Origin of the sequence: Flavobacterium sp. CF136 (assembly GCF_000282055.1) — a bacterium.
In the GTDB taxonomy this organism is placed as follows: Bacteria; Bacteroidota; Bacteroidia; order Flavobacteriales; family Flavobacteriaceae; genus Flavobacterium.
On record NZ_AKJZ01000020.1, the window covers coordinates 18,806 to 44,290 of the forward strand.

Below are 25,485 nucleotides of genomic sequence, written 5' to 3' on the forward strand. Positions count from 1 at the left end.
ATATTTATTTGATTAATAATTCCATTTGTATATTACAACGTTTATAAGGCGTCGCCAATCCTGTGATTTTCTGAAAGCCTAATTTATGATATAAATTTATTGCGGGTTTTAGAACCGTATTACTTTCAAGATATATTTTATTTGCTCCTTGCTCTTTAGCAGAATTTATAATTGCCAGCCCAAGCAGCCAGCCAATATTTTTGCCCTGTGCTTTTGGTGATACAGCCATTTTTGCCATTTCAAAATCATAATTTTCATCATCCATTTTAATTAGGGCACAAACTCCAACAGGTTCATCACAATATAAAGCGACAAAAATTTTGCCTCCTTTATCTAAAATATATTCTTTAGGATTGTCTAAAGCTTTATAGTCTGCTGCTTCCATTTCAAAATTGGCAGAAATCCATTCTTCATTTAAGGCTTTAAAAGCAGAATGATATTGAGATTCAAATTCTACAATTTGCACATCCTGGCTTTCACGTTGTTTTTTCTGTTCATTTACTCTTTTTAACAGCGTTTTTTGCTGCAATAAAAACTCCCATTCTTCAAGAGCAGCCCAAAGATTATGGTTTGATTCGGATATTAAGCCTTCAACCGCAGCTTCAACATCTTTCAATTGTAATTTAATTTCCCCGAAAACTGACATGCCAAACACTGTCAATGTAACCATGTTTCGCCGTTTATCATTGCTTTTTGAACTTTCCTGAACCAATCCGGCAGCAATCATTTCCTGAACAATTTTACTCACCGAAGGTTGCGAATGTCCAATTTCATTTGCAATTTCAGTTATTGTAACCTCTCTTTCTTCTGCCAACGTATAAAATACAGGAAACCATTTTGGCATAAAATCAATACCATACAGCTCATAAATTTTAGCAGCATCATCTGTTATTACTGAGGTCATTAAACGTAAACGACTCCCCAGGGCAACTTTACCAACTTTATCAAAAAATTTCATAATATAATTAATTACATAATTAGTTATGTAAATATAAAATTATATATTTAATTCTGCAAATATTTTTTTTCTTGTTATAAACAGCAAAAAATATTCTATTTTTAGCTATCTAATTTTTTTACATGAATTTAAATTCTAACACTTATTATCTCTCTGAAAACATAAATGAAAATAATGAGTACTTAAGGTATTTTTTTATTAGCGAAGGTAATCAGGCTATAATTAAAATAATAGATTATCAATTTGTTCAGGATTACGGAGACCATAATATTTATAATTTAGCTTTTGGGAATTATAATCCCGAAAATGATACCGTTGTTGATGATGCAAATTCCAATAATGGAGATGTCTATCCAGTCTTTAATACCGTTTTAAGCAGTATACCCAAATTCTTTGAGATATTTCCAAACGAAAAAATTATTGTTCAGGGCAGTGATAACACGGAAGAGTTTTTGAATAAGTGCAAACAAAATTGCATAAAAAAATATAAAGACGGAAAATGCCGTAAATTCAATCAAAGATTAAGAATTTACAAAAATTACGTTGACAAAAATTACGACGATTTAATAAATGAGTATACCTTTTATGGCGGCTATAAAGATGAATTAAACAATTCATACTTAGAAAAGTATATAAAACATAAAGAATATTTCAGTGTTGTTGTTGAAAAAAAGTAATATCTTTGTACTATGGGTAAAATTATAAAAAACGACAAGTATATAAAAGTGTCCGAAGCTGCACTTTTATCGTTGGTTTCTTCAAAATTGAAGGAAAGGGTTTTATTTCCTAAAAAAGTTGAAACTGCAAAAGATTTTTTAAATAATCTACATCTCAAACCATCAAAAGAGGTTTAGATATACAACAAAATAAAAATGCCGCAATTAGCGGCATTTTTTATTATATATATTTTAAACTTTGATTAAGCCGTAATAGCCAATGGGCTTTGACTAAATTTATATTCTTTCGGGCTGCAATTAAATTTCTGTTTGAATATTTTAGAAAAATAACTTCTACTCGTAAAACCAATACAATATACTATTTCAGAAATATTCAAATCAGAATTTCTAATCAGGATTTCGGCTTTTAAAATTCTCATGTGTGTAATAAAATCGTTTACCGTTCTGTCATGTATCATTTTAAAACCTTCCTGCAATTTGTTTGGGGACAAACCTGATTTTTTACTCAATGACTTAATCGTAAACTGTTCTTCCGGATTTGCTTTTATAAAATCTGAAAGTCGTTTTATTTCTTCCATCTCTCTCATGGTAAGACAATTTGCTTCTTTTGAAGAATTATTCATATCATCAGAATGCTGCTGAATTTCCATTGCCAGAATAATTTTCAAAATACCTTCTTTTAATAAGTTTCTAACAATTCCGTTCTGAGTAATACCATTCAATTGTTCAATTTTCTCTGCTATTTTCAAATTATAGGAACCAATATAAAAGAAATTACTGATACTGCTTTTTTCAAAAAATGTTTTTTTAACCTTATAATTTAAAGAATTATTTTGGATACTTTCAGCATTTTGAGTGCCTACAACAATTAGTGTAACCTTAGTATTCATGTTTTTTTCAAAAAACAAAACATTACTTTCATTCTGTTTAGAAGAAACAATAGCAGTTTGAAACTTTTTTAATTTTCTTTCCACATCTGAATTCCCAAAACTGTGTGATAAATTTCCTTTAGAACAATACGCAAAATAAACAGGTGAAATATCCGGATTTGTAATATTTATTCTCACATCTTCAGAAAAAACCATATCAAACTGTAAACATGAAATACAATCAACAAAAGAAGAGCCAACAATAGTACCCTTGGCAAAATTACTGTTTACCTCCAAAGCATATTCATCTGAATCAAAAGTTATTTTTCCTCCTAAACCCAATGTTAATTCTTCGAATATATTTTTAATTTTATCGGTATGTATAGTAACTATTTTCATTTTGGTAGGATTTAAAATTCTATAATTATCTTTGCAGAGTTGATAAATAAGGATTAATGTCAAATAAAAACAACTCTAATTCTATATTTCAAAATTCGTTTAAAACATCATGAAGTGTGTTATATAATTTCTGAGATTTGTTTTATAATTATCTCCAAATGATTATTTTAATTTAAATAAAAATGAAAAGCTTTTCTTTTGCACCAATTTCAAAACCTGATGCCGTAATTTTAATTTTAGGTACCATGCCAGGCACTAAATCACTTGAAATTCAGCAATATTATGGTCATCCACAAAATAATTTCTGGCGTTTTATGTTTGAAATTTTAAATGAGGATTTCTCAGATAATTATGAAATCAAAAAGAACCTTTTATTAAAAAATAAGATTGCGCTATGGGATGTTTTGCAATTTTGCGAAAGGATCGGAAGTCTGGACAGTGCCATCAAAAATGAAATCACCAATGATTTCGAATTATTTTTAAAGCAGCATCCAGGTATCAAAACTATTGTTTTTAACGGTCAGAAAGCAGCAGTCTTTTTTAAAAAATACGTACCAATAAAAGATGGTTCTTATCAGCTCATCACTTTACCCTCTACCAGTCCGGCCAATGCGGGTAAATCTTTTGAATTCAAGTTGAATGAGTGGAAAATAATCCTGCAATCAAAATAAATTATTCTAAGGTCTGAATGATATAACATTATCACTATAAAGTATAAAATTCTGTAAATATGTTTAAATAATTTTACCATCGTAATAATTTTAAACTGTAAAATCATGAAAAAGATACTTTTAATAAGCAAACTGGTTTTAGGTACAGGGATAATTTTATTGAGTCTGAATTCTTGTAAAAAAGAAATAAAACAGGAAGACCCAAAAGAAGTAGCTGAAGATCAGAACGAAGCTAAATTTGACGATTCAAATTCTAAAGAAAATGATTCTGAATTTTTAGTTAATGCAGCCGAAATCAACTTGGAAGAAATTGCAATTGGACAATTGGCTCAACAAAAGAGTACCAATCCTGAAATTAAAAAATTTGGAAAAATGCTTGTTGATGACCATACAAAATTAGCAGGAGAGGTTAAAACTGTTGCTGAAAGCAGAAATTTTTCGTTACCAACTTCAATTACTGAAGACGGAAAAGAACAATACAACAAACTAAATGAGAAATCCGGTCTGGATTTTGACAAAAAATTCGTTGATATGATGATTGATGGTCACGACAAAGCAATTGATAAATTTACTAAAGCATCAAAAAAATCAAATGATGAAGAAATTAAGACATGGGCATCAAACAATATTGCTTCTCTAACTGCACATCTTCAACATGCAAAATTGCTTAAACAGGACTTAGACAAAAAATAATATATAAAATATATTAAATATTGATTACTCATAATTTAGGAAAAAAGCTATTCTTATTAACAAGGTAGCTTTTTTTTATATTTCCACTCAATAAAGTATTATGAAACCACAATCTTACCTAAATCATATTCGATTTTATTCACCTCACCATTTTGTATATTATCCTGTTTTGATTCTGTTTTTAGTTACCAGCATTTATTTTGCGATTACCTCAGCCAATCAGCTTTTATGGGCTTTTATAGCTGTTGTTTTTGTTTTTTTGTTTTGTCTGGCTTTTATGCTTCGTCAGCATTATGCCCTTATTTTACAAAACAGAATTGTTAAATTAGAACTCAGATACCGTTATTTTGTGCTCACAGGAAACAGACTCGAAACTATTGAATATAAGTTTACTGACGATCAATTATACGCTTTACGCTTTGCATCAGATGCCGAATTTTTACCTCTTATGGATCGCGCACTTAAGGAAAATCTTTCCGGCGATGATATAAAAAAAGCAATCGTATACTGGAAAGGTGATTATTACAGGGTATGAAATGAAATATCAAATTTCAATTTCAATAGCAAATTCAAATCATCAAATGTGAATATCAATGTCAACTTTAAAGATTAATATTAAGCGGCTTATGTCGCTTTTTTTATTTTGTTTATTCTGATTCTAACTGTAGTACTACATTCTGGTAACGTTTTCCGAGTGAAAATAATTGTTCTGCAAAAATCATAACCGCCAGTGGGAAAAAGAAAAAAGAGATTAAATTTTCTTCGTATAAAAAATAGATTGCTATCATATAAATTCGTGTATATTCCAGATAGTAAATCCATTTTCGCTGTTCTAATAAAGCGCCGCAATTAACTAACGTAATAAGGATAATTGATAACACAAAGATTTTATCAAAGACATTTAAAAACTCGAAATAATAGGTGAAAACCGTTAAGAATAAGGTACAAATCCCTAATTGAATATAAAGGTAATTCCTGAATCGAAGTCTTTGATTTGGATTGGCTTTATCCTGAAGGAAGCGTCTTTCTAATATCGGCCGAATATCCTGATCCATATGTGCCGGACTTCCAAAAACAGCCTTCCATTTTTCTTTGAATCCCTTTGAGCGCTTCCATAATTCATAAATTTCAAAATAATAATGAAAATGCTGCCACAAAAAACTATAGCTTTTCAGGGGATGCGTTAATCCGTATTTTGGTTTTTCTTCTTCTTCCTGGAAAGTTCCAAAAATACGATCCCAAAAGGTAAACATATCTCCATAGTTTTTGTCCAAATATTTTTCGTCAGAAGCGTGATGAATTCCATGAATCGATGGTGTAACAAAAACATACTCAAGCCATTTTATCTTTCCGATAAGCTGTGTATGTGTAAAAAAAGAATAGGCACCATGAACAATCAACATTGTGATTACCATGGCCGGATGAAACCCAACAAACGGAAGAATACACCAAAATCCTGTTCTGACAATAGCCTGCAAAGTTGTAATTCTGGCTGCAGCAGTAAAATTAAATTCCTCGCTATGATGGTGAACGATATGTGCCGCCCAGAAAAAATTGACTTCATGCCCTAATCGATGATACCAATACCAGACAAAATCAGTTGCAAGAATCAAAGCAAACCAGACAAAAATATTGCCGGGAATATCAAAAATTCGATAATTATCATAGATCACATAATACAGCTGGTAGAAACTTGCTGCGATAAACAAATTAATCAGCCGTTCAGCAATACCAATACTTATATTAGATACGGAACTTTCATAATTAAAAATTTCCGGTCTTTTTCTTCGCTGTGCTATCTTATATTCAATAAATAAAAAGAGGAAAAAAGCCGGCATTGCGAAGGCAAGAAAGTTTATATTCTTCATCTTTAAAAATTATTTTTTTATGCTTAAAAATTAAATTACAATTCATTACACTTTAAACGAAAAAGATATTTCCATCAATCATTACCATTTATCTTCAAAACGATAACAATCAATGAAAATTATCTTAATCTTCATTAGAGCCAATTTCTAATTCTGTTTAAATTTTGGAGCATCCAGTGCTATTTCTTTTACGGACTGTGTATCAGCAACTTTCTGTAAAGCAATAATATAAGCGGCAATACGTGGTGTAACATTATATTTTGAAGCAATTCTAAAAACGGTTTCAAAACCTTTCTCCAAAATATCTTCCAGTCTTCTGTTAATCTGGTGGATTCTCCAGGACTCTAAAAGCGAATTCTGAAGCCACTCGAAATAAGAAACAGTTACTCCTCCTGCATTCGCCAAAATATCAGGAACTACCAAAACATTATTATCATGCAATATTTTATCCGCATCCGAAGAAACCGGTCCGTTTGCCCCCTCTACAATGATTTTAGCGCGAATATCACTGGCATTTTTTTGTGTGATAACATCTTCTTTTGCAGCCGGAATAAGAACATCAACTTCCAGAAGCAATAATTCTTCGTGCTTGATAGCAATAGAATTTGGATAGCCTTTGATGCTTTTATTGTTTAAATTATAATATAAAATCAGTTCAGGAACATTGATGCCTTCGGGATTATAAAAAGCTTCTGAAACATCACTAACAGCCACAATTTTTAATCCTTTTTCAAACAAAAACAAAGCTGAATGCAGTCCGACATTCCCAAAACCCTGAATTGCAACAGTTGATCTTGCAGGTCTCAGCTTTAATTTTTGAAGTGCCAAAAGCGTAATGATGCTTACTCCTCTTCCTGTAGCTTCTACCCTGCCTAAAGATCCTCCTGAATGTAAATGCTTTCCGGTCACAACGGCATGCATAGTCTTACCGTGGACTAACGAAAATTCATCCATTAACCAGCCCATTTCATCAGGGCCAGTTCCCATATCCGGAGCCGGAACATCTTTTTCAGGACCAAAAATATCTGATAAAGATTTAGTATAAGCTCTTGTAATTTTCTCCAGTTCTGTTTTAGAAAGGGTTCTCGGATCACAAATAATTCCGCCTTTTGCTCCTCCAAACGGAATTCCGGTCACTGCAGATTTCCAGGTCATCCAGGCAGCCAAAGCTTTTACCTCATCCAGATTCACCGCAGTATCATAACGAATTCCGCCTTTTGATGGTCCTAATGCTGTATTGTGAATTACCCGATATCCTTCAAAATTTTGAATGTTGCCATTATCAAGTTGTATCGAGAAATTAACTACGATTTGTTTTTCCGGCTTTTGTAATTTTTGCCTGACTGACTCATCTAATTTTAGAATATCCGCCGCTATATTAAAACGGTCAATCATTGATTGAAAAGGATTCTGTTTTATTATTTCTATGCTCATAATTTTATGTTTTTAAGATTTTTATTCGATTGATTTAAAAATTTAATGTGTTAAAAGCCCTTTTGTAGTCACACACAAAGTGCTTATTTTTTTTATAAATAGCTGCTGCAGCAACATGGTATTTTCATGAGCAGGCATTGCATCATCGTATTTGTATTTCTATTTGATCTCATTTGTTTAATTTTTTATTATTTCTAAAAAAAGCCTTTCATGTTTTATGAAAGGCTAAAAAAAAAAAATAACTAACAAGTATTTCTCTATTAACGCCATTTCATTACATAGCTCATCATGCAACACATTGTGAAGCTGCACATGACCTGAATAATATTTTGACTATAGTTTCTCATTGTTGTTGCAAATCTATAAATAAATTTTTACAAACTCTATAGAATTAGTAGAATTTATTTAAAAGAATTTTAGATAAATTTAAAAAGAACCTGAAAATTAAACATTTAAGAGATAAAAAAAATTATTTAAATTGTGAAAAAACAATAAAAATAATGGCTGTTAGGGCAAAAAAGATTCCTAAAAAGTTAATTTTGGATAATTTTTCTTTAAAAAAAATCAACCCGACAAGACTTCCCAAAATAATAACACCTAAATTCATTCCGGCAAAAACAGTTGACGGATTTTCTGAAAAGGCTTTATGTGCTTTAAGGTAAAATAAAATATTTCCGAAATTACAAAGTCCCACCAAAGCGCCAAAAAGGAAATTCCTATAATTTAATTTTGCGTTTTTTATTATACTTTCATAAACGACAACAAGTAAAGAAACTGCCAAAGCAATAGCAAAAACTACAAACAAGGAAGTTGTATAAGGCAAAGCTGTATAAAGCGCAATCTGTTTAAAAAGTATATCGATAACTCCAAAGCCAATCAAAACAACTGCCGGATAAATCCATTTATTCTGATGATTATTCGAAGGTTTCTTTAAAATGAATAAAAATGCTAAAAAACCAATTGACAGTCCAATAATCTTGTACCAATTAAATTCTTCTTTAAAAATAAGCCAGGCAGCCAATATCGGAATAAACAGTGATAATCTTTGGGCTGCATCGGTTTTTACAATTCCCATATGTTTAATGGAAGCCACCAAAAACAGAAAAATCACAGGCAATAAAACACCGATAAACAGATAAATATTCCATGGAGCGTTTGAATCGATTTCTGCAAGATTTGGTTTGAAAATAAAATAACAAAGCGTAAGGGCAAACACATAATTTGAAGCAACAATTTGAGTTGGATTACAATTATAGTGACGGGTTATTTTAAAAATTACTCCTACAGTTACGCTACAAATAATGCTTAGAATCAGAAACAACATAAAAAAAATATTTTTTTAACCTCTTGGGTGAAATTATTAAAAACGTCAGTTCGAGTGTTTTTTGTGTAGTAAAACGGAACAAAAAATGTATCGAGAACCGTTTTTAATGAAATTTTTCTTGTTCTCGATACGATTTTCTATCGAAAATCACTCGAACTGACGAAAAATTGTCATCAAAAACTAATTTCATTTCACCAACAGCTATTTTAAATGTAAAAATAAGATTTAAATATCATTCAAAAAAAGCCCGGACAGAGTAATGAAACCTTCCGGGCAATTTTTATAATCTCGGTTATTTTAGCAGATGCTTCTTTTTTGTTTCATTCCAAAAAAATGGTGTGTATTAAAAACCAGTACAGCCATAAAAATAATACTATAGGCTAAAATCTGTAATGGTGTTATTTTTTCTTTATACACAACATTAGCCAGCACAAAAGCAATCATCGGATTAATATTCAATAACATCCCAACTGTAGAAGAATTGATTCCGGAAAGCGCGTATAAATTTAAAAATAACGGAATGATAGTAAAGAATACAGCTATGGTTTCTATACAAAAATAAAATTTAAAATCGGTTGGAACAGGTCCGCTGTAAGCTGAATAAAAAGGCAATAAAAACAAGGCAGACAAAGTAATATGAAAGGTAAGGACAATAAATTTATCAAACCCTTTATTGACACGCTGACTTACTAAATAACAGGCATAAGTAAATCCTATAATTATACTAAAAAACATATCCATAATATCGGCATACGATAACAACAAACAGCCCGAAATGCTCATCCCTACAGCCAGCCATTGTGTTTTTGTCAATTTTTCTTTTAAAATAAAATACGCTAATAAAGTGGTTAAAATGGGACAAACCAAATACGCCAATGAAGTTGCTTTTACGCTAACATGATTCATTACATAAATAAATGTAAACCAGTTTGCCATCAAAAAGAAACTGCCGCCAATATTTAATAAAATGGTTTTCTTTTTTTCAGAAACAGGTAAGGATCTGAAAGTTTCAATTGTTTCTTTTATCCTTTTTCGTTTGAAAGCAAAAGCAATAAGCAGCATTAAAAAACTACAGCTAAAAACACGGTAGAATAAAATATCCAAAGAAGGATATTCATGAATTGGTTTCAGCACAAGGCTAAAAAAACCCCAAATAACGTATGCAGTAATGGCGGCTATGTAATATTTTGTAGTTTTCACAGGTTTTTTTTTATTTATTTCTGATGAAGCAAATTTCTTAAAAATAAAACAGCAATACAGATACAGTTTTTGTAAATTGCACCATAACAGTTTTTTTTAATCGCCATGATTCCAAATCACAACTGAAATGAAGAATGACGATACCATGTTCTATCAAAAAGCAAATATTATCTTCACATGAAAAATTCAAATTACTTATACCTGCAATTTGCCGACAGAATTGAAAAGCAGATAAAATCCGGCATTCTGAGTGTTGGAGATAAGTTACCATCTATTCGTGAAGTTTGTGCTGAAACAGGCTACAGCATGAGCACAGTAAGTAAGGCATATTACGAAATTGAAAGCCGTTCTTTGATCGAATCAAGGCCTCAATCCGGTTATTATGTGAGTAATATTTCATCAAGACCTCTTGCACAGTGCTCGTCGAGCAGTCCGGTTTTAAGCGTTGACAATATAGAGCGCGAAGATTTAATTGATCTGGTGTATGGTGATATGAGGGCGAAAGATGTTACAATGCTTTCGCTGGGATTTCCGTCAAACGAACTCTTGCCTATCGCAAAACTGAATAAAGGAATGATTCAGGCAATGCGATCGTTACCCAATAGCGGAACGAGTTATGAAGACATACAGGGAAATCTTAATTTACGAAAAGAAATTGCACGCTGGTCGTTTACTTGGGGAGGTTCTCCAACGGAAGAAGATATTATAACAACTCCCGGTTGTGTAAGTGCCATATCGCACTGCCTCATGACTCTGACCAAACCCGGGGACACTATAATTACAGAAAGCCCGGTTTATTTTGGCGTTTTACAATTGGCCAAATCTTTAGGTTTATATGTTATGGAATTACCAACAAATATGACGACCGGAATAGAATTAGACGCCGTAAAAAAAGCGATTTCGACCGGAAAAGTAAAAGCTTGCGTATTGATGAGTAATTTCAGTAATCCCTCAGGGAGCATGATGCCAAACGAACATAAAAAAGAAATTGTCCGGTTAATGGAATTCCATAATATCCCACTTATTGAAGATGATATTCATGGTGATTTGTATTTTGGTTCCAGCCGTCCGACCAATTGCAAAACGTATGATGAAAGCGGAATTGTGCTTTGCTGCAGTTCGGTTTCTAAAACTTTGGCTCCCGGATATCGTGTAGGCTGGGTTTTACCGGGAAAATTTAAAAAAGAAATCCTGCGTACTAAATTATATCATACTATCTCCTCGCCTACTATTACACATGAAGTTGTGGGTGATTTTCTTAAAAATGGCCGATATGAAAATCATCTCCGCAAAATTCGCCAGATACTGAATCATAATTGCAATAATTACATCAATACTATTTTGGAATCTTTTCCGAAGGGAACGAAAGTGAGTCAGCCACAAGGCGGATTTTTTCTTTGGGTTGAACTTGATAAAAAAATCGACACAGCCGATTTTTATCATTTGGCCATGAAACATCATATAAGTATTGCACCCGGAAGGATTTTCTCTTTTCAAAATCAATTTTCGAATTGTATGCGATTAAGCTTTGGCCTGCCCTGGACGAATGAATTGAGACAATCAATACAAACCTTGGGAAAATTAATTGATTCATAGCTAAACTATGAACTGAAACTCCATAGATTAGTTTTTTACAGACTGAAAGCCTGCAGTTAAAATGCTACCACAAATTGCAGAAATTTTCACAAATTATTTGGTCTGCCGTGAATATAATGAATTAAGGCGGTTTACATATTAGGGAAATTACTTGATTTATAGCTAACTATGAACTGAAGCTTCCATAGATTGGTTTTTGCAGATTAAAAACCTGTACTGTTAAAATGTTACCACGAATTAATTTGTGAAAATTTGTGTAATTTGTGGTAAAAATATTTCAGAAACTAGAATTAAATATACTAAAGTGAAATACTTTAACTTTTTTCTGCAAGCAATAAAAAAAACCAGACAACGTAAATAACAAACGTTGTCTGGTTAACAATTATAAAACCAAAATTAACTATAAAATAAAATAAGCGTTTTTTTCCACTTTTTGAGGTTCTTCTTTCAAATCAAATTCATTTAAAATATCAAACTCGCTTTGATACTCATTCAGCATCTGCTTGATGTTTTTTTCGATTGTTTTTGCAATAGCCGTAACGGGTGTATCTGTTGGTCTGTTTTCGAAAGGATCCTGCAAATGAATCGCCATTCTTTCAATTAAAAAGAAAGCTGCCGCAATTGCTGTAATCAACGGAATAGCGAACCAGCTTAATACACTGGTCAGTCCGAATGGCAGTAAAAAGATAAACAAACACAATGTCAATCTGATATACATGCTATATGTCGTTGGAAAAATAGTATTCTTAATTCTTTCGCATTTACCCATTTCATCACACAGCCTTGATAATGTATTATCGATTTCGACCTGTTGGTACATGTTAATTCGCTTATCATTTTTAGCATTTCTAAGATCACGTGCGTGCAGCATTAAAATTGCATTTGGCACATTTTGGTGATTTTTTATAAATCGGATTTCTTCCTCACTTACCAAGCCACTTAGCGGTTTTATGGCATCTTTATTTCTAAGCGACTGTCCTAAACTATAACACCATGCAATTTGTCTTTTGGCAAAATTTTCTTTGAATTCGCTTGCTTCAACAGAAAAATCAGGATCTTTATAAAATGTCAGCATCTGACGGATTAATGTTCTTGAATCATTTACAACTGCTCCCCATACAATTCTTGCTTCCCACCATCTGTCATAAGCCTGATTTGATTTAAAAGCCAACAAAAGAGAGATAATTGTTCCAATCATTGTTGGAATCGCAATTGGAATATCTACAGGCAAGTTAATGAAATAGTGATGAAAAATTTCAAATAATATCGTATAAGCCAATACCAGAACAATTTCTACCTTAATTTTCCCAAGAACATATTTCATTGGAATTCTTTTCTTTAACAGCATATTTTTCGTTTTAAATTAAACCTTATTTTTTTGAAGATTTGATTTATACCAGCTCTTCGTACAACGACAGAACCGGAAGTCCTAATCGTTCATTAATATTTTCTTTTTTTGTTTTTTTGAATTTGATTTTTTCGCCTTTACGGGTTTCAACCAACAAATCGATGTCATATTTCGAAATCGCTTCTGATAAGTATGGAGCAAATTCTTCAAAATTATTTTCAAAATTGGCAGTTTGGCTCACAATTTCAAATGAAAAGTTTTGGCTTAAAAACTCCTGAACATCTTTAACATGCATATTAGCCCTGCTATTTTCGATATAAAGTGCTTTATTGAAATCGTCTTTAAATTTTTCGTTTCCTAAATGTAGAATAGGGCATTTTTGATTCCCTGCTAATTTTACCAAATGTTGATGAATACGTTTGGTTTCACGTTTATACGAAGGAGTCAGAACAACCAATTTTACATCAAAAGCATCGATGATACCTTTAAAAACAGCTGATGAAAGTCCGTATTGGTTGTGTATTTTTATTTTACAATTCGAAGTCTTGTCAATAATATCTTTACAGCTATCAAGAACTTCTTCCTGACTTGTGGTAAGACTGACTTTCATTTCTCGTAAAAATTGTGAAGAAGAAAAGGTGTCAGGAGTATCTGAAACCATCATTAGGATAATTTCACAATTTGTGTTTTTTGCCTGATAAACAGCAGATTTTACCGCACTGATTGTATCTTTTTCTAAAGTCGTTGGTATAAGGAAATTTTTCATAATGTATAATTATTAGTTTATACATGCAAAATAACTTCCTGTAAATTAGAAGGGCCTTAATGTAAAATTAGAATTTCCTAAGATTCAACATTAGAATTTTTAATGTTAGGATTTTTGATATTGGCTTTCTTAAAAAGAATAGTTACGATGGTTCCCTTATTTTGTTCCGATTGTACTTGTAATTCCCCGTCATGCATACGGATAATTTTTGAAGCCAATGGGAGTCCTAAACCGTAGCCAATATATTTAGTTGCAATTTTCCCCCTGAAAAAAGGTTCATATAAATGTGGAATGTCTTCAGGAGGAATACCGATTCCGATATCATTAATAGAAATTTTGATAACTTCCTGATTCGCAGAAAGCGTTACAAAAACTTCGTTATTATCTGAATATTTTACTCCGTTTGTAATAATATTATTGATCGCCAATTCTAATAAAGGTTTATTGCACGGAATCAATAACAAATTAGAATCTTTAGGAGCAAAATTAAGTTTTATGCTCACGCGGTTATCCGGATAAATTTTATCAATATCTGATTTTACTTCAAGTAATATTTCATCAATTCTCGCAATATCAAGCACTTGTTTTTTTCCATCGTAACCCGTTTGAGTCAGTTTTAATAAACTTTCGGTAAGATTACCCAGCTTTGATGCCTGACTATAAATATTTTCTAAAGATTGTATGTATTCTGAAACCGGCCTTTCTTTCAAAAGCATAATTTCAGACTCTGCAATAATAGTCGTGATTGGAGTTTTTAATTCATGGGAAGCATTGTTTATAAAATTGGCCTGAATTTCAAACGAAGTTTCCAAACGATCCAGCATATCATTAAAAGTAGCTGTAAGATCTGAAATCTCATCCGAATTTTTTACTTCAGGCAATCTGTTATGCAGGTTCGAAGCACTGATCCGGTTTACCTCTTTTGTAATTCTCGCAACCGGATTGATAACGCGTTTTGCTAAAAACCGGCCTAAAAAGAAAGCCAAAAGTATAAATGCAATTCCTCCAAAAAACAATATTTTTACAATATAAACAGTCGTTGTTTTTCCTCTTCGATCACGTGCACCAACAATTACAATATATTTTTGATTGTTTTCTGTAAAAACCTGACCTAAATAATACTTGCTGTTAATTTCAAAATAGTCTTTTCCAGTCGTCAGAACATTTGAATAAAACTGATTGGGTAAATTTAATTTAGTATTATAATCAAAGCTATTGGAGCTATTTATTTTTAGAACATATTCTTCTTCTTCAATAAGTTCTTCCAGTCCATTTTTTTTTAGATTACTATAATATTTTATTTTTTCGGGATCTTCCTGAAAATGAATGGAAGCTACAATTTTTGCTCTGTCTTCTAATCGTTTTAAGAAATGATACCTGTTATTTTCCCGAAACAATACAAAAACTATTATACACAATAATAGCGTACTGAAACTTGAAAGTGCAACATAAGTAAAAGTGATTTTTTTTCTTATATCCATTTTATGGCTTTATAACATAACCTAAACCTTTCATCGTATGAATAAGTTTAGTCTTAAAAGGTTTGTCTATTTTTTTTCTTAAATAGGTAATATAAACATCCACAACATTGGTGTTCATATCAAAATTTATATCCCAGACATTATCCAAAATCTGGTCCCTTGATACTATATGTTCTTTATTTTTAGCCAGATAATAGAGTAATTTAAACTCTTTGGCTGTCAAAACAATAGATTCCCCTTCCCTTTTTACTGTTTTGGTTCGTCCGTTAATTTCTAAATCGCTAATTGTTATGATATCTGTTTTTTCAACATCCTGATGGGCTCTCCTGTACAAAGCATTTATCCTTGCTTCAAGTTCACCAAATTTAAAAGGCTTAACCAAATAATCATCAGCTCCTGAATTAAGTCCGGTTACAATATTTTCTGATGTTCCAAGGGCTGTCAAAAGCAAAACAGGTACAAAATTCCTGCCCGCACGCAATCTTCTGCAAATTTCAATCCCGTTTATATCAGGCAGCATTACATCTAAAACAACTACATCGAAATTATAATCGTGAAGCATCTCCAAAGCAGTAGTACCATCAAGTGCTACACTTACTTCATTGTTATTTTCCGCCAATCCTTTTCGCAAAATGGATAAGAGATTAGGTTCGTCTTCAACTATGAGTAATTTCATATTAATAAATGTATGATTAACAAAAATAACAATTGAATCGAAAATACAAATTACATATAAGGAGAATTATGATTTAATTATGAACCTGAGTTCAGATTATTAAAAAGAAGGTTTTGAGTTGCCTCCAGCTTCAGCTGGAGGTTTATAATTTAAATATAGCAAAGGCTTTAGCCAAATGAAACTTTTGCGCTTTTCGGCTAAACTAAAGCCAATTATCTTTACTTCTTTACTTAATTTTTACCCTTTACTTAATTTTTACCTCCAGCTTAATTTTTACCTCCAGCTAAAGCAGGAGGCAATTCAATCAATTATATAACAATCGAATTGAAGTTATGAAGAACCAACTAACCATTTCAAAAAACTTATTCGCTCTTCAGCCAGCCGGTAATACTCATTCGGGTATTTTGAGTTACTAAAACCTCATGAACCAATTCGTTGCTTTTAAAGAAAACCGTTTTGCCCTGAGTAGGCGAAATTTTTTGATTATTATCCGGTTGATGAATCAACAATTCACCCCCATCTGCTTCCTGCCAATTGCTGTTGAGGTAACTAATCATCGAATATTTCCTGCTGGGATTATTTTTAAACTGATCCAGATGTTTCAGGTAAAAATCCCCTTTTTCATATAAGGCATAATGAAATTCGTAACCTGTTATTCCGGTGTAGCAACTTTCATTTAAATAAAGAATGAAAGCATCGATTTTAGCAAAAAACTCATTTTCGAAGACATTATTGTGTTTTTTATCTAACCAGTAAATAGAATCACTTCTGATAGCACCGTCGTAAAACAGTTTATCCGAGTTTCCAATTCCGGCAGCTAACAATAAACTTTTCTGATTTAAATCGAGTAAATTTTGTTTTAGATGATTGGCCAGTTCCGGGGTTAAAAAATGCTCAGAAATCCCAACTTTATTTTCGATATAACTCGCAATTAAATCTTCAAAACTATCTTCCATTATATTTTTAGGAAAGACTGCAATTACAGCCGACGTAGCAAGGTAGGCGAAATAAAACCGGAAATGCTGTTTTTACAAATAATAAACCCGACAGATTATTAAAACCTGTCGGGCCTGTTTCTTAAATTATTACAAATAATTAATAATTTTAACTGCTTATTTTATAGCTTCAGCACCTGCTACTGCTACTGTATGGTCATTTTCTACACTGCTGCCGCTAACACCAATTGCACCGATAATATCTCCATTATTATTTTTTATAACTACCCCACCAGGAAAAGTTATCAATCCTCCATTTGAGTGTTCGATATTATAAAGTGGCGCTCCAGGCTGAACAGCATCTACCAAAGAAGCTGTATCCATTGTAAACCATGCTGCAGTTCTTGCTTTTTTATGAGATATATCAATCGATCCTATCCAGGCTCCATCCATACGCGCAAAAGCAACCAGATTCGCTCCGGCATCTACTACGCAAATATCCATTTTTGTATTAATTTCTGTTGCTTTATTTTTTGCAGCAGCAATCGCTTTTTCAGCTTGTTCTAAGGTAATGTTCATTTTTAGAATTTTAATTATTGGTTGAAGTTAGTCTTTATTTTTTTACAATTTACTGATATAACTTCCGTACATATCTTTAAATTGATGTCCTTGTGCAAAACGGTCTTTGCTTAATTTTTTATATTCAACCAAAGCCCATAAAATAAATTCTTTCATGAAGTATTGGTCATTTTTGTCCAACTGAGGCTGATATTTTTTTATTAGGATATCTAACGGAGTTACCTCATCCAAAATATTTCTATACTCTGTGTCTGAAGCTTCATCTAACAATTCGAAGCCGCTCTCAACAAAAAACCAATCGATTAAATCAGAATAAGGTGTTTTTTCACCTGGTTTTTCAAGCTTTTCTATCTTAGGAAAATGATCTGAAAATAAAGTTCTAATTGCAGACCCAATTAAATTTTGTGCTACAACGGCAGCTCCTTCCTGCTCGCCTTCATAAACTAATTCTACTTTTCCGGTAATCGCAGGAATAATTCCAATAAAATCAGACAAACGTAAAACAGTGTGATCAACTCCGGCTTTTAAAGCGCGACGCTCTGCAGTACTAATTAAATTTTCGAAAGCTGTAATACTCATTCTGGCACTTACGCCGCTTTTATTATCTATGTATTCACTGTCACGTGCTTCAAAACTTATTTGCTCCAGAATATCTTTGGCTAAACCCGGAACATATACAATCTCACTTTGAGTATCGTCTAATTTTGCTTCTTGTTCAGTTATCGTTCTCGCAATTGTAATATTTTCAGGATAATGCGTCAAAATTTGTGACCCAATCCTGTCTTTCAAAGGAGTTACAATACTTCCTCTATTGGTATAATCTTCCGGATTGGCAGTAAAAATAAATTGCATATCAAGCGGCATTCTCAATTTAAAACCTCTAATCTGAATATCGCCTTCCTGCAAAATATTAAATAATGAAACCTGAATCCTGGCTTGCAAATCAGGTAATTCGTTGATTACAAAAATACAGCGATTCGCTCTCGGAATCATCCCGAAATGAATCACGCGATCATCGGCATATGATAATTTTAAATTTGCTGCTTTTATTGGGTCGACATCACCAATTAAATCGGCTACTGTAACATCCGGAGTTGCTAATTTTTCGAAAAAACGTTCGTTTCTGTGCAGCCATGAAATTGGTGTTTCGTCTCCTTTTTCCGCAATGATATCTTTAGCAAACCGGGAAATCGGATTTAACGGATCATCATTAATTTCAGAACCTGACACAAACGGAATATATTCATCCAGTAATTCGATCATTTTACGCGCCAAACGAGTTTTAGCCTGACCGCGAAGCCCTAGTAAATTGATATTATGACGAGATAAAATAGCTCTCTCCAATTCGGGAATTACTGTATTTTCAAAACCATGAACTCCTTCAAAAACCGGTTGCCCTGATTTGATTTTCTCACGAAGATTTTCTCGCAATTCATCTTTAATAGATTTGGTTTTATATCCTGCCGTCTTTAACTGACCTAATGTATTTATGTTTTCTACTTTCATTTTATGAAATATCTATTTTGTTATTTTTATTATATTTTATTTTAACGAGTTAGACGCACTGCTGTGCGCCTCTACGATATATGTTGTCTTAAAAACGCTTCGACTCTGCTCAGCGTGACAACCGAAAACCTTTGTTCCTCTGAGACTTTGCAACTATGAACCTATTTAACGAACTCTTTTCTTCCTGTTCGTTTCATAATCTTCAAAAATCATTTCACCTAAACCTTTTATTCCTGTATAAAAAGCTTTTCCCTGATTCGCTTCAGTAAAATGATTCACAAAACGCTGCAAATAAGGGTCATTTGCAATCATAAAAGTCGTAATCGGAATGTGTAATTTTCTGGCTTGCTGTGCCTGTGTGTAACATTTATCGACAATATATTCATCGAGACCGTTACTGTTCATATAATAGGAACCATCCCTTTCACGCACACAACTTGGTTTTCCATCGGTAATCATGAAAATTTGTTTGTTGGTATTTCGTTTTCTGCGCAAAATATCCATTGCTAATTGCAATCCTGCAACAGTGTTCGTATGATAAGGACCAACTTGTAAATAAGGTAAATCTTTAATTGGAATTATCCAGGCATCATTCCCAAAAACCAAAATATCAAGAGTATCTTTTGGGTAGCGTGTTGTGATTAATTCGGCCAGGGCCATCGCTACTTTTTTGGCAGGTGTAATTCGGTCTTCTCCGTATAAAATCATACTATGACTGATGTCTATCATCAAAACAGTACTCATTTGAGCTTTATACTGTGTTTCTTCTACTACCAAATCATTTTCGGTGAGCATAAAACTTTCTACGCCATTGTTTATTTGAGCATTTCGCAAGCTCTCAGTCAAAGAAATACGTTCTAAACCATCTCCAAAATTAAATTCACGAAATTCTCCGGTATGCTCATCACCATTTCCGGCATGCTTGGTTTTATGATTTCCGTTTCCGGAACGCTTTAAATTACCAAAAATCTGATCTAAAGCCTGCTGACGAATTGCACGTTCTGTTTTAGCAGTAATGCCAAAACCTCCTGTTCCATCTTCTTTAACCTCGTCTTTTATGTAACCTTTCTTTTTTAAATCTTCGATAAAATCATCAATTGTATAATTTTCATCGGTAAGTTTATATTCTTTGTCCAGCTCCCGAAGCCAATTTATAGCTTCATCAAAATCACCCGAAGTATGGGTAATTAACTCTTTAAAAATGCCAAAAAGTTTTTCAAACGGAGACTGAAATGGGGCTTCGTAAGTTTTAAAGTAAAAACCTTTTTTAAATTCGTTTTTCATAATTCTAAAATTACGGTTTTTTAGAATTACGAAAAAAGAAACGTTTATTAATTTTTAGTTAAAATATTTAAAAAAAATGAGCCGAAAATAACTCAAATACTATCAATTATTCAAACTTTCCATCAACATAAAACCAAGCTTCATTTTCAAATTTAAAAGTCGAAAACTCGTAATGTTCCTGAGGCTTTTGGCTGGCGTCTAAAAAATAAGCTTTAAACTCAACCGTAGTTTCTGTAAAACTTAAAATTTCTAACTTTTGCCATTTATTGCTGGTTGCCCATTTTAGGATTTCTTCTTTCGAATAATATTTCCGTTCAGAAACATAAGTCGTTTCCAAAAGATAATCAGCATTATGGGTAACATAAGCCGAATACCTGGATCGCATCAAAGCTAAAGCAGTTGGCGCTTTCTGGCTTTTTTGAAGATACAATCCACAACAATCGGCAAATAACAAATTGGTATCACAAAAACATTTATTCTCCATCAACCTGCTCTTCACCATTAAGTTTTACATGTAACTGGTTTAATAAAACCTGATATCTGCTTATTTCTCTTAATTCTTCATCTTCTTCTGCAAAATCTAACATTTCATCTAATACATCACTTACTTCCAGTAATTTATTATTTGCTTCTCTATTGTTTTCCGCAGCAATTAAATCTATAATTTCCTGTACGCTCGCTTTTAAACTTTCAAATTTTGTATTCATATTTTCTTATTGTTATTTTTTCTTTCAGGTTTCAAGTTTCAGATTACGTTACGCAACTTGAAACTTTTTACTCTTCAGTTTTATTTTCATTAAACTTTTTCACAATTTCCTTTAGCTTTTCCTTGCGTGCAATTACGGCTTGTTTTGCTTTGTCCTGAGCTTTATGAAGTTTATCGTTGTGCTTTTTTATATTTCTTTCGTTGTTGCGTCCCATTATATTTCTCTTTTAATTTCGTCTAAAGTTTTCTCGGTATAAATCAATTCGCTGATAATTTGTTTTCTTAAATCGGCAATATCATCATAATCAAAATGTTTTGCCCATGAAGTCAGTTGTTGCAGGTTTCTAATTTGTTTAATTCGCTTTGTGGTTTCAAAACTGGTTCTCAAAACTGCTTTTTTATCATACTCCGGATTATTTCTATGCTGATAGGTTACTATATTTTTCTCAAAATCTGCTTCAATATAGTATAATTTCTCAGTTGCATTATCAGGATAAAATTCACTCCAAGCTGCGAAACCAATTTTAGCTTTCGATTCTGTTTCAGGTTCGCGTGCTATCAAACGCCATTTGCTGTTGGCCAATCTCCCCCAATGATTCGAAACGCGGTACATTCCATTTTCGGTATAATAATAGGTACTTCCCGCTTTGCTCTCAAACTGTATTTTCAAACCTTCAATCTCATTCGAAAGTACTTCATGAAAAACACAAAAAGTATTTTTAAACGAATTAGGGTGTGGCTTATAGTTTTTTTGCATATGCAAATATACTCAGATTGTCCTGAACTCCCTAAATCCAAAGAATATATTGATTAACTTTGCAGCTTCAATTTTAAAATAAAAAGTCATGTCTAAAGGATCACAAGAAAAAATGCTGCAAAAAGGAGTTTATACAGGCATCATGGAAAAAGATGAAAACAACAATTATTTCTGTGGTGAATACCTTTTAGATTATAAAATAGCACACAGCAACTTTACTGTAGGCGATTGGATTACGATAAAATCCGTTATCGAAAACCCAAGTGACATCAGCTATAACAAATATCCAAAAAAGTCTAAAAACTTCGATAAGGCAAATAATAAACCGGAACATAAGTAATATTGAGAACCTCCGTTTCAAGTCTCCATTTTCAGGACAGCTGTAAAATGTGGCTCAAACTTCTAAATATTCGGAATATTTTTTCCTTCAAAACTAAAAAGTTAAAAAAAAGTGTACCTTTGCAAAAAATTTGTCTTTTGAACAATTAATATCAATTTCAAACTAATAGACAAGTAGTTACCTTATTTATGAAAAAAATAGTTGAATATCGCAAGTTACTAAACGTAGAAAAAACTGCTGAATTAAAAGATTTAAAAACCATTTATCGTAATGCGATGAAAGAATCTCATCCTGATAAATTTCAAGGTGATGATGCTGGTTTGAAAGCTGCAGAAGAAAAAAGTAAAGCTATTATTGAAGCTTATCATTTTTTGGTAAGCATTAATCCTGAAACGATTAAAGCAAATTTACCTGAATATACTGAGACTATCGCAACTGCAACAATTACTGATTATAAATTTGTTGAAGGTCGTTTAATTATCGATTTCTCAAACGGAAGTGTTTACGAATACATTAGTGTTCCTAAAGCAACTTACGTAAAAATGGTAAATGCAGATTCTCCTGGAAGATTTGCAAAAAGACATATTCTGAACTCTTTTACCTGGAGAAAAAAAACAAATCAAGAATAGATTTATTATCCAATATTCATAAAAGCATTCTAAATTCAGGATGCTTTTTTTATGCTTAAAAAGTATCAAATTATTTAATTATAATCTAAATAAATAAACAATCATCATTTTTTCATTAATTAAACTCTTATAACCCATTATATATAAGACAATTGAATGATAAAAAACTATAACAAAATTTTAGGTTGTAAAATTGTAGATGTTTTATATTTTTAAATACTTTTGTTGCACAAATCAATTAACTAATTAATTTTTTATAATGAAAAAAATATTTTTTTTACTTACCGCTTCTGTAGCGATAATTTCATGCAGTAAAGTTAAAGACGGAGAATACCTGATTACAGGAACTGCAAAAGGAATTGAAAACGGGAAAACCATTATCCTTCAAGGTCAGGATCCAACAACCATGGCACCTAAAGCCCTTGATACTGTAAAAGTTGAAAATGGAAAATTTGAAATAAAAGGAAAAGTTACTGAACCAGCTTTTCATACTTTAATTGTACAAGATTTACAAGGTCCAATTCCATTTATCTTAGAAACTGGTGAAATTAAAATTGATGTAGATAAAGACAGCATCCATAAATCAAAAATTTCCGGAACTTACAGCAACGACGAATATGTTAAATTCAACGAAGACCTTACTAAAGTTCAGAAAAAATTAATGGATTTTCAGAAAAAAAATTCACAAACTATGCAAGCTGCTCAACAAAAACAAGATACAGCAGTTATCAATAGTTTGATGAAACAATATATGGCTATCCAAACTGAAGTTCAGACTGAATCAAAAAAGAAATATACAGCTTATGCTGAAACACATCCAAAATCATTCATTACAGCTTTAATTATTCAAAGTTTAATTAATGATCCTAGTTCTGATTTCAAAAAGAATGAAGCCCTTTATAACTCTTTGGATGAGTCTTTAAAAAATACAAAACCAGGAAAAAGCATTAAAGAAAAAATCGGTCAGATGAAAATGCCTGCAGTTGGTGCGACAGCTCCTGCTCCTGGCAGTGCTAAATGAAGATCAGATTTTTCAGCTCCTAATCCTGAAGGGAAAACAATTTCCCTGAAAGAAAGCTTAGGAAAAGTAACTATTGTAGATTTTTGGGCTTCATGGTGCGGACCATGCCGAAAAGAAAATCCAAATGTTGTAGCTATTTATAAAGAACTACACTCAAAAGGATTAAATATAGTTGGTGTTTCATTGGACAAAGAAGCTGCTGCATGGAAAGAAGCTATCGCAAAAGACGGCTTAACCTGGACACATGTTTCAAACTTAAAATTCTGGGACGAACCAATTGCAAAGCAATACAATGTTCAGTCGATTCCGGCAACTTTTATACTTGATGCATCAGGAAAAGTAGTTGCCCAGGACTTAAGAGGTCCTGAATTAAAAGCAAAAATAATAGAGCTTTTATCTAAATAGAATAAAAAATACTCCGGATTTTCATCCGGAGTATTTTTTTATACACAAACCCGACCCTTATCAGTCGGGTTTTCTTTTTTAAAATTAACCCTTACTCTTTTAATAGGTTTCTCAGGTTTTGCCTATCCCTTTTCTCTACGAAAATGAACGATGTAAAACATATTTTCTTTAATTCCCTACAAAACAATATTTTAACCAAATATTTTAAATAAATTTACCTTACAAAAAAAGGGTATTTTCCCCCTTGCCTGTTGTAGGAATTTAAAATAATTTTGCTCGTAATATTTTATTAAAAACATATTTACCAATTAATTAACCAATTAACTATTAAAATAATTATGGAAAGAGAACCTGGAAGACCAACTCAATTAATTACAAAAAAATTCGCAAAGGAATTACATTTGAACTTTATGAAATATCGCGCTCGCATAATTGCTAAATACATTAATAAGGAAGACGCAAATGCTGTTTGGTTTTCTGTAGAGGAGCTCGAAAAATATATTCATTACATCAAGGCCAAAGGCGAAAGAACCGGATATAATGTAAGCGGGGTCCGTTTTTACTTTGGAGTATATCCTGATGAAAAAAAATATGCTGAAAAAGCAGGTCTGATGACAGTTTTTTTAACAGCCACGGGTAAAAAAATTAAAACAGCTACAAAAGGTGGTGTACAGACCTTTGCTTTAGTTCTTGAAAATGATGATGCTGATATAGCAAGTATCGAACCAATGAATTATGGAAGTATTGGAAGACCGCCAAGCTTATCATATTAGAAAATTATGTTTGAATTTTTAAGATTTTATACTGTCTATTTAATTTTATTTTCCGGAATTATTGGGTTGATTTCATGGCACAAACTTCCTGTCAATAAAGCTAAATTTTTAGTAATTTTAATTTGGCTTTCTGCCATAATAGAAAAAGTTGGATATTATTTTACTGAGTGGACAGGCATACTAAATTACCATGTGTTTAATTTTTACATGCTCGTCAGTTTTTGTGCCTATATCTTACTTTTAAGGAGTCTTTTATTAAAAACAAATTACAGGATAATAGCAATTCTCTTTTTGGTGCTGTTTATAATATCCTTTTTTATGAATATTTTATATTTCAAAGAAGATGTAAATCGTTCATATACATATAGTTTTGCCATTGGAGTTCTGTTAATTATGATATTATCCTGTTTATATTTGGTAGAAATTTTTAATTCAGACAAAATATTAAATTTTAAAAAATCAGTCTTTTTTTGGTACATATTAGGAATATTAGTCTTTCATGTGCCGTTTGTACCCTTTATGCTTGCTTTAAATTGGTTTTTGATCAAACACGACGAATCCGTTTTTAGTTTAGTAGTGTTTATTTTAAA

28 protein-coding genes and 1 pseudogene are annotated in these 25,485 nt (G+C 32.0%); 10 read left to right on the plus strand and 19 right to left on the minus strand.

Going from position 1 to position 25,485, the window contains the following annotated elements:
* Positions 1-4: 4 nt before the first annotated feature.
* A complete protein-coding gene (locus PMI10_RS08615; RefSeq protein ID WP_007806762.1) occupies positions 5-958 on the minus strand; it encodes a bifunctional helix-turn-helix transcriptional regulator/GNAT family N-acetyltransferase in 954 nt (317 codons plus the stop codon).
* 122 nt (positions 959-1,080) lie between these two features.
* On the opposite strand from PMI10_RS08615, the gene PMI10_RS21645 reads away from it, so the two are divergent.
* Positions 1,081-1,635 carry a DUF6934 family protein gene (locus PMI10_RS21645; protein ID WP_007806763.1) on the plus strand — a complete coding sequence of 185 codons (555 nt, stop codon included), beginning with the start codon at positions 1,081-1,083 and terminating at the stop codon, positions 1,633-1,635.
* 242 nt (positions 1,636-1,877) lie between these two features.
* On the opposite strand, the gene PMI10_RS08625 is transcribed toward PMI10_RS21645, so the two are convergent.
* Complete coding sequence (locus PMI10_RS08625) at positions 1,878-2,903, minus strand: helix-turn-helix domain-containing protein (protein ID WP_007806768.1); 1,026 nt, start codon at positions 2,901-2,903, stop codon at positions 1,878-1,880.
* A gap of 182 nt (positions 2,904-3,085) precedes the next feature.
* Here PMI10_RS08625 and PMI10_RS08630 point away from each other — a divergent pair, with 182 nt between their 5' ends.
* The 3 genes from PMI10_RS08630 (at position 3,086) to PMI10_RS08640 (ending at position 4,802) form a co-directional block, all read left to right on the plus strand.
* Entirely contained in the window at positions 3,086-3,574 is a 489-nt protein-coding gene (locus PMI10_RS08630; RefSeq protein WP_007806770.1) for a DNA-deoxyinosine glycosylase, read from the plus strand.
* Positions 3,575-3,679: 105 nt separating this feature from the next.
* A complete protein-coding gene (locus tag PMI10_RS08635) occupies positions 3,680-4,267 on the plus strand; it encodes a DUF4142 domain-containing protein (protein ID WP_007806771.1) in 588 nt (195 codons plus the stop codon).
* Positions 4,268-4,367: 100 nt separating this feature from the next.
* Positions 4,368-4,802, plus strand: coding sequence for a DUF6526 family protein (locus tag PMI10_RS08640; RefSeq protein WP_007806774.1), 435 nt, complete (start codon positions 4,368-4,370; stop codon positions 4,800-4,802).
* 112 nt (positions 4,803-4,914) lie between these two features.
* Here PMI10_RS08640 and PMI10_RS08645 read toward each other — a convergent pair whose 3' ends face one another.
* The 4 genes from PMI10_RS08645 to PMI10_RS08660 all read right to left on the minus strand — a co-directional run bounded on the left by PMI10_RS08645 (position 4,915) and on the right by PMI10_RS08660 (position 10,093).
* Positions 4,915-6,135 (minus strand): sterol desaturase family protein, encoded by a 1,221-nt coding sequence (locus PMI10_RS08645; protein WP_007806775.1) that lies wholly within the window; start codon positions 6,133-6,135, stop codon positions 4,915-4,917.
* A gap of 147 nt (positions 6,136-6,282) precedes the next feature.
* Positions 6,283-7,569: a Glu/Leu/Phe/Val family dehydrogenase gene (locus PMI10_RS08650; protein WP_007806778.1), complete on the minus strand. Its 1,287-nt coding sequence runs from the start codon at positions 7,567-7,569 to the stop codon at positions 6,283-6,285.
* Between the two features lie 469 nt (positions 7,570-8,038).
* On the minus strand, positions 8,039-8,893 hold the full coding sequence (locus tag PMI10_RS08655; RefSeq protein ID WP_007806780.1) for a DMT family transporter: 855 nt from the start codon (positions 8,891-8,893) through the stop codon (positions 8,039-8,041).
* Positions 8,894-9,190: 297 nt separating this feature from the next.
* Positions 9,191-10,093: an EamA family transporter gene (locus PMI10_RS08660; RefSeq protein WP_007806782.1), complete on the minus strand. Its 903-nt coding sequence runs from the start codon at positions 10,091-10,093 to the stop codon at positions 9,191-9,193.
* Between the two features lie 177 nt (positions 10,094-10,270).
* Here PMI10_RS08660 and PMI10_RS08665 point away from each other — a divergent pair, with 177 nt between their 5' ends.
* Positions 10,271-11,689, plus strand: a complete 1,419-nt coding sequence (locus PMI10_RS08665; RefSeq protein WP_007806783.1) for an aminotransferase-like domain-containing protein — start codon at positions 10,271-10,273, stop codon at positions 11,687-11,689.
* A gap of 400 nt (positions 11,690-12,089) precedes the next feature.
* Here the strand turns inward: PMI10_RS08665 and PMI10_RS08670 are convergent, their stop codons facing one another.
* From PMI10_RS08670 to PMI10_RS08720, 12 genes are all read right to left on the minus strand, one after another.
* A complete protein-coding gene (locus tag PMI10_RS08670) occupies positions 12,090-13,037 on the minus strand; it encodes a bestrophin family protein (RefSeq protein WP_007806785.1) in 948 nt (315 codons plus the stop codon).
* 43 nt (positions 13,038-13,080) lie between these two features.
* Positions 13,081-13,803, minus strand: a complete 723-nt coding sequence (locus tag PMI10_RS08675; RefSeq protein ID WP_007806786.1) for a hypothetical protein — start codon at positions 13,801-13,803, stop codon at positions 13,081-13,083.
* A 77-nt stretch (positions 13,804-13,880) separates the two neighbouring features.
* Positions 13,881-15,284: a sensor histidine kinase gene (locus PMI10_RS08680; RefSeq protein WP_007806788.1), complete on the minus strand. Its 1,404-nt coding sequence runs from the start codon at positions 15,282-15,284 to the stop codon at positions 13,881-13,883.
* A 1-nt stretch (position 15,285) separates the two neighbouring features.
* Positions 15,286-15,960: a response regulator transcription factor gene (locus PMI10_RS08685; RefSeq protein WP_007806790.1), complete on the minus strand. Its 675-nt coding sequence runs from the start codon at positions 15,958-15,960 to the stop codon at positions 15,286-15,288.
* Positions 15,961-16,322: 362 nt separating this feature from the next.
* Positions 16,323-16,916 (minus strand): 2OG-Fe(II) oxygenase, encoded by a 594-nt coding sequence (locus PMI10_RS08690; RefSeq protein WP_007806792.1) that lies wholly within the window; start codon positions 16,914-16,916, stop codon positions 16,323-16,325.
* Positions 16,917-17,072: 156 nt separating this feature from the next.
* Positions 17,073-17,474, minus strand: a complete 402-nt coding sequence (locus PMI10_RS08695) for a GlcG/HbpS family heme-binding protein (RefSeq protein ID WP_007806794.1) — start codon at positions 17,472-17,474, stop codon at positions 17,073-17,075.
* A gap of 42 nt (positions 17,475-17,516) precedes the next feature.
* Entirely contained in the window at positions 17,517-18,980 is a 1,464-nt protein-coding gene (locus PMI10_RS08700; protein ID WP_007806796.1) for an AAA family ATPase, read from the minus strand.
* Between the two features lie 165 nt (positions 18,981-19,145).
* Complete coding sequence (locus tag PMI10_RS08705; RefSeq protein ID WP_007806797.1) at positions 19,146-20,264, minus strand: vWA domain-containing protein; 1,119 nt, start codon at positions 20,262-20,264, stop codon at positions 19,146-19,148.
* Between the two features lie 106 nt (positions 20,265-20,370).
* On the minus strand, positions 20,371-20,748 hold the full coding sequence (locus tag PMI10_RS08710; protein ID WP_035631598.1) for a YchJ family protein: 378 nt from the start codon (positions 20,746-20,748) through the stop codon (positions 20,371-20,373).
* Positions 20,738-20,971 carry a hypothetical protein gene (locus tag PMI10_RS08715; protein ID WP_007806801.1) on the minus strand — a complete coding sequence of 78 codons (234 nt, stop codon included), beginning with the start codon at positions 20,969-20,971 and terminating at the stop codon, positions 20,738-20,740. Before PMI10_RS08715 ends, PMI10_RS08710 begins: the two co-directional genes overlap by 11 nt.
* A gap of 67 nt (positions 20,972-21,038) precedes the next feature.
* Entirely contained in the window at positions 21,039-21,185 is a 147-nt protein-coding gene (locus PMI10_RS22205; protein ID WP_007806803.1) for a hypothetical protein, read from the minus strand.
* Complete coding sequence (locus PMI10_RS08720; RefSeq protein WP_007806805.1) at positions 21,185-21,727, minus strand: hypothetical protein; 543 nt, start codon at positions 21,725-21,727, stop codon at positions 21,185-21,187. Before PMI10_RS08720 ends, PMI10_RS22205 begins: the two co-directional genes overlap by 1 nt.
* Before the next feature lie 88 nt (positions 21,728-21,815).
* Here PMI10_RS08720 and PMI10_RS08725 point away from each other — a divergent pair, with 88 nt between their 5' ends.
* The 5 genes and pseudogenes from PMI10_RS08725 to PMI10_RS08745 all read left to right on the plus strand — a co-directional run bounded on the left by PMI10_RS08725 (position 21,816) and on the right by PMI10_RS08745 (position 24,895).
* Positions 21,816-22,067, plus strand: a complete 252-nt coding sequence (locus PMI10_RS08725) for a hypothetical protein (RefSeq protein ID WP_007806807.1) — start codon at positions 21,816-21,818, stop codon at positions 22,065-22,067.
* 188 nt (positions 22,068-22,255) lie between these two features.
* Entirely contained in the window at positions 22,256-22,696 is a 441-nt protein-coding gene (locus PMI10_RS08730; protein ID WP_007806810.1) for a KTSC domain-containing protein, read from the plus strand.
* Positions 22,697-22,955: 259 nt separating this feature from the next.
* On the plus strand, positions 22,956-23,717 hold the full coding sequence (locus tag PMI10_RS08735; RefSeq protein WP_007806812.1) for a DUF4369 domain-containing protein: 762 nt from the start codon (positions 22,956-22,958) through the stop codon (positions 23,715-23,717).
* 18 nt (positions 23,718-23,735) lie between these two features.
* A pseudogene (locus PMI10_RS08740) lies at positions 23,736-24,122 on the plus strand (peroxiredoxin family protein); the annotation flags it as partial.
* A gap of 338 nt (positions 24,123-24,460) precedes the next feature.
* A complete protein-coding gene (locus PMI10_RS08745) occupies positions 24,461-24,895 on the plus strand; it encodes a hypothetical protein (RefSeq protein ID WP_007806817.1) in 435 nt (144 codons plus the stop codon).
* 266 nt (positions 24,896-25,161) lie between these two features.
* Here the strand turns inward: PMI10_RS08745 and PMI10_RS22045 are convergent, their stop codons facing one another.
* On the minus strand, positions 25,162-25,335 hold the full coding sequence (locus PMI10_RS22045; RefSeq protein ID WP_157489755.1) for a hypothetical protein: 174 nt from the start codon (positions 25,333-25,335) through the stop codon (positions 25,162-25,164).
* Between the last annotated feature and the right edge of the window lie 150 nt (positions 25,336-25,485).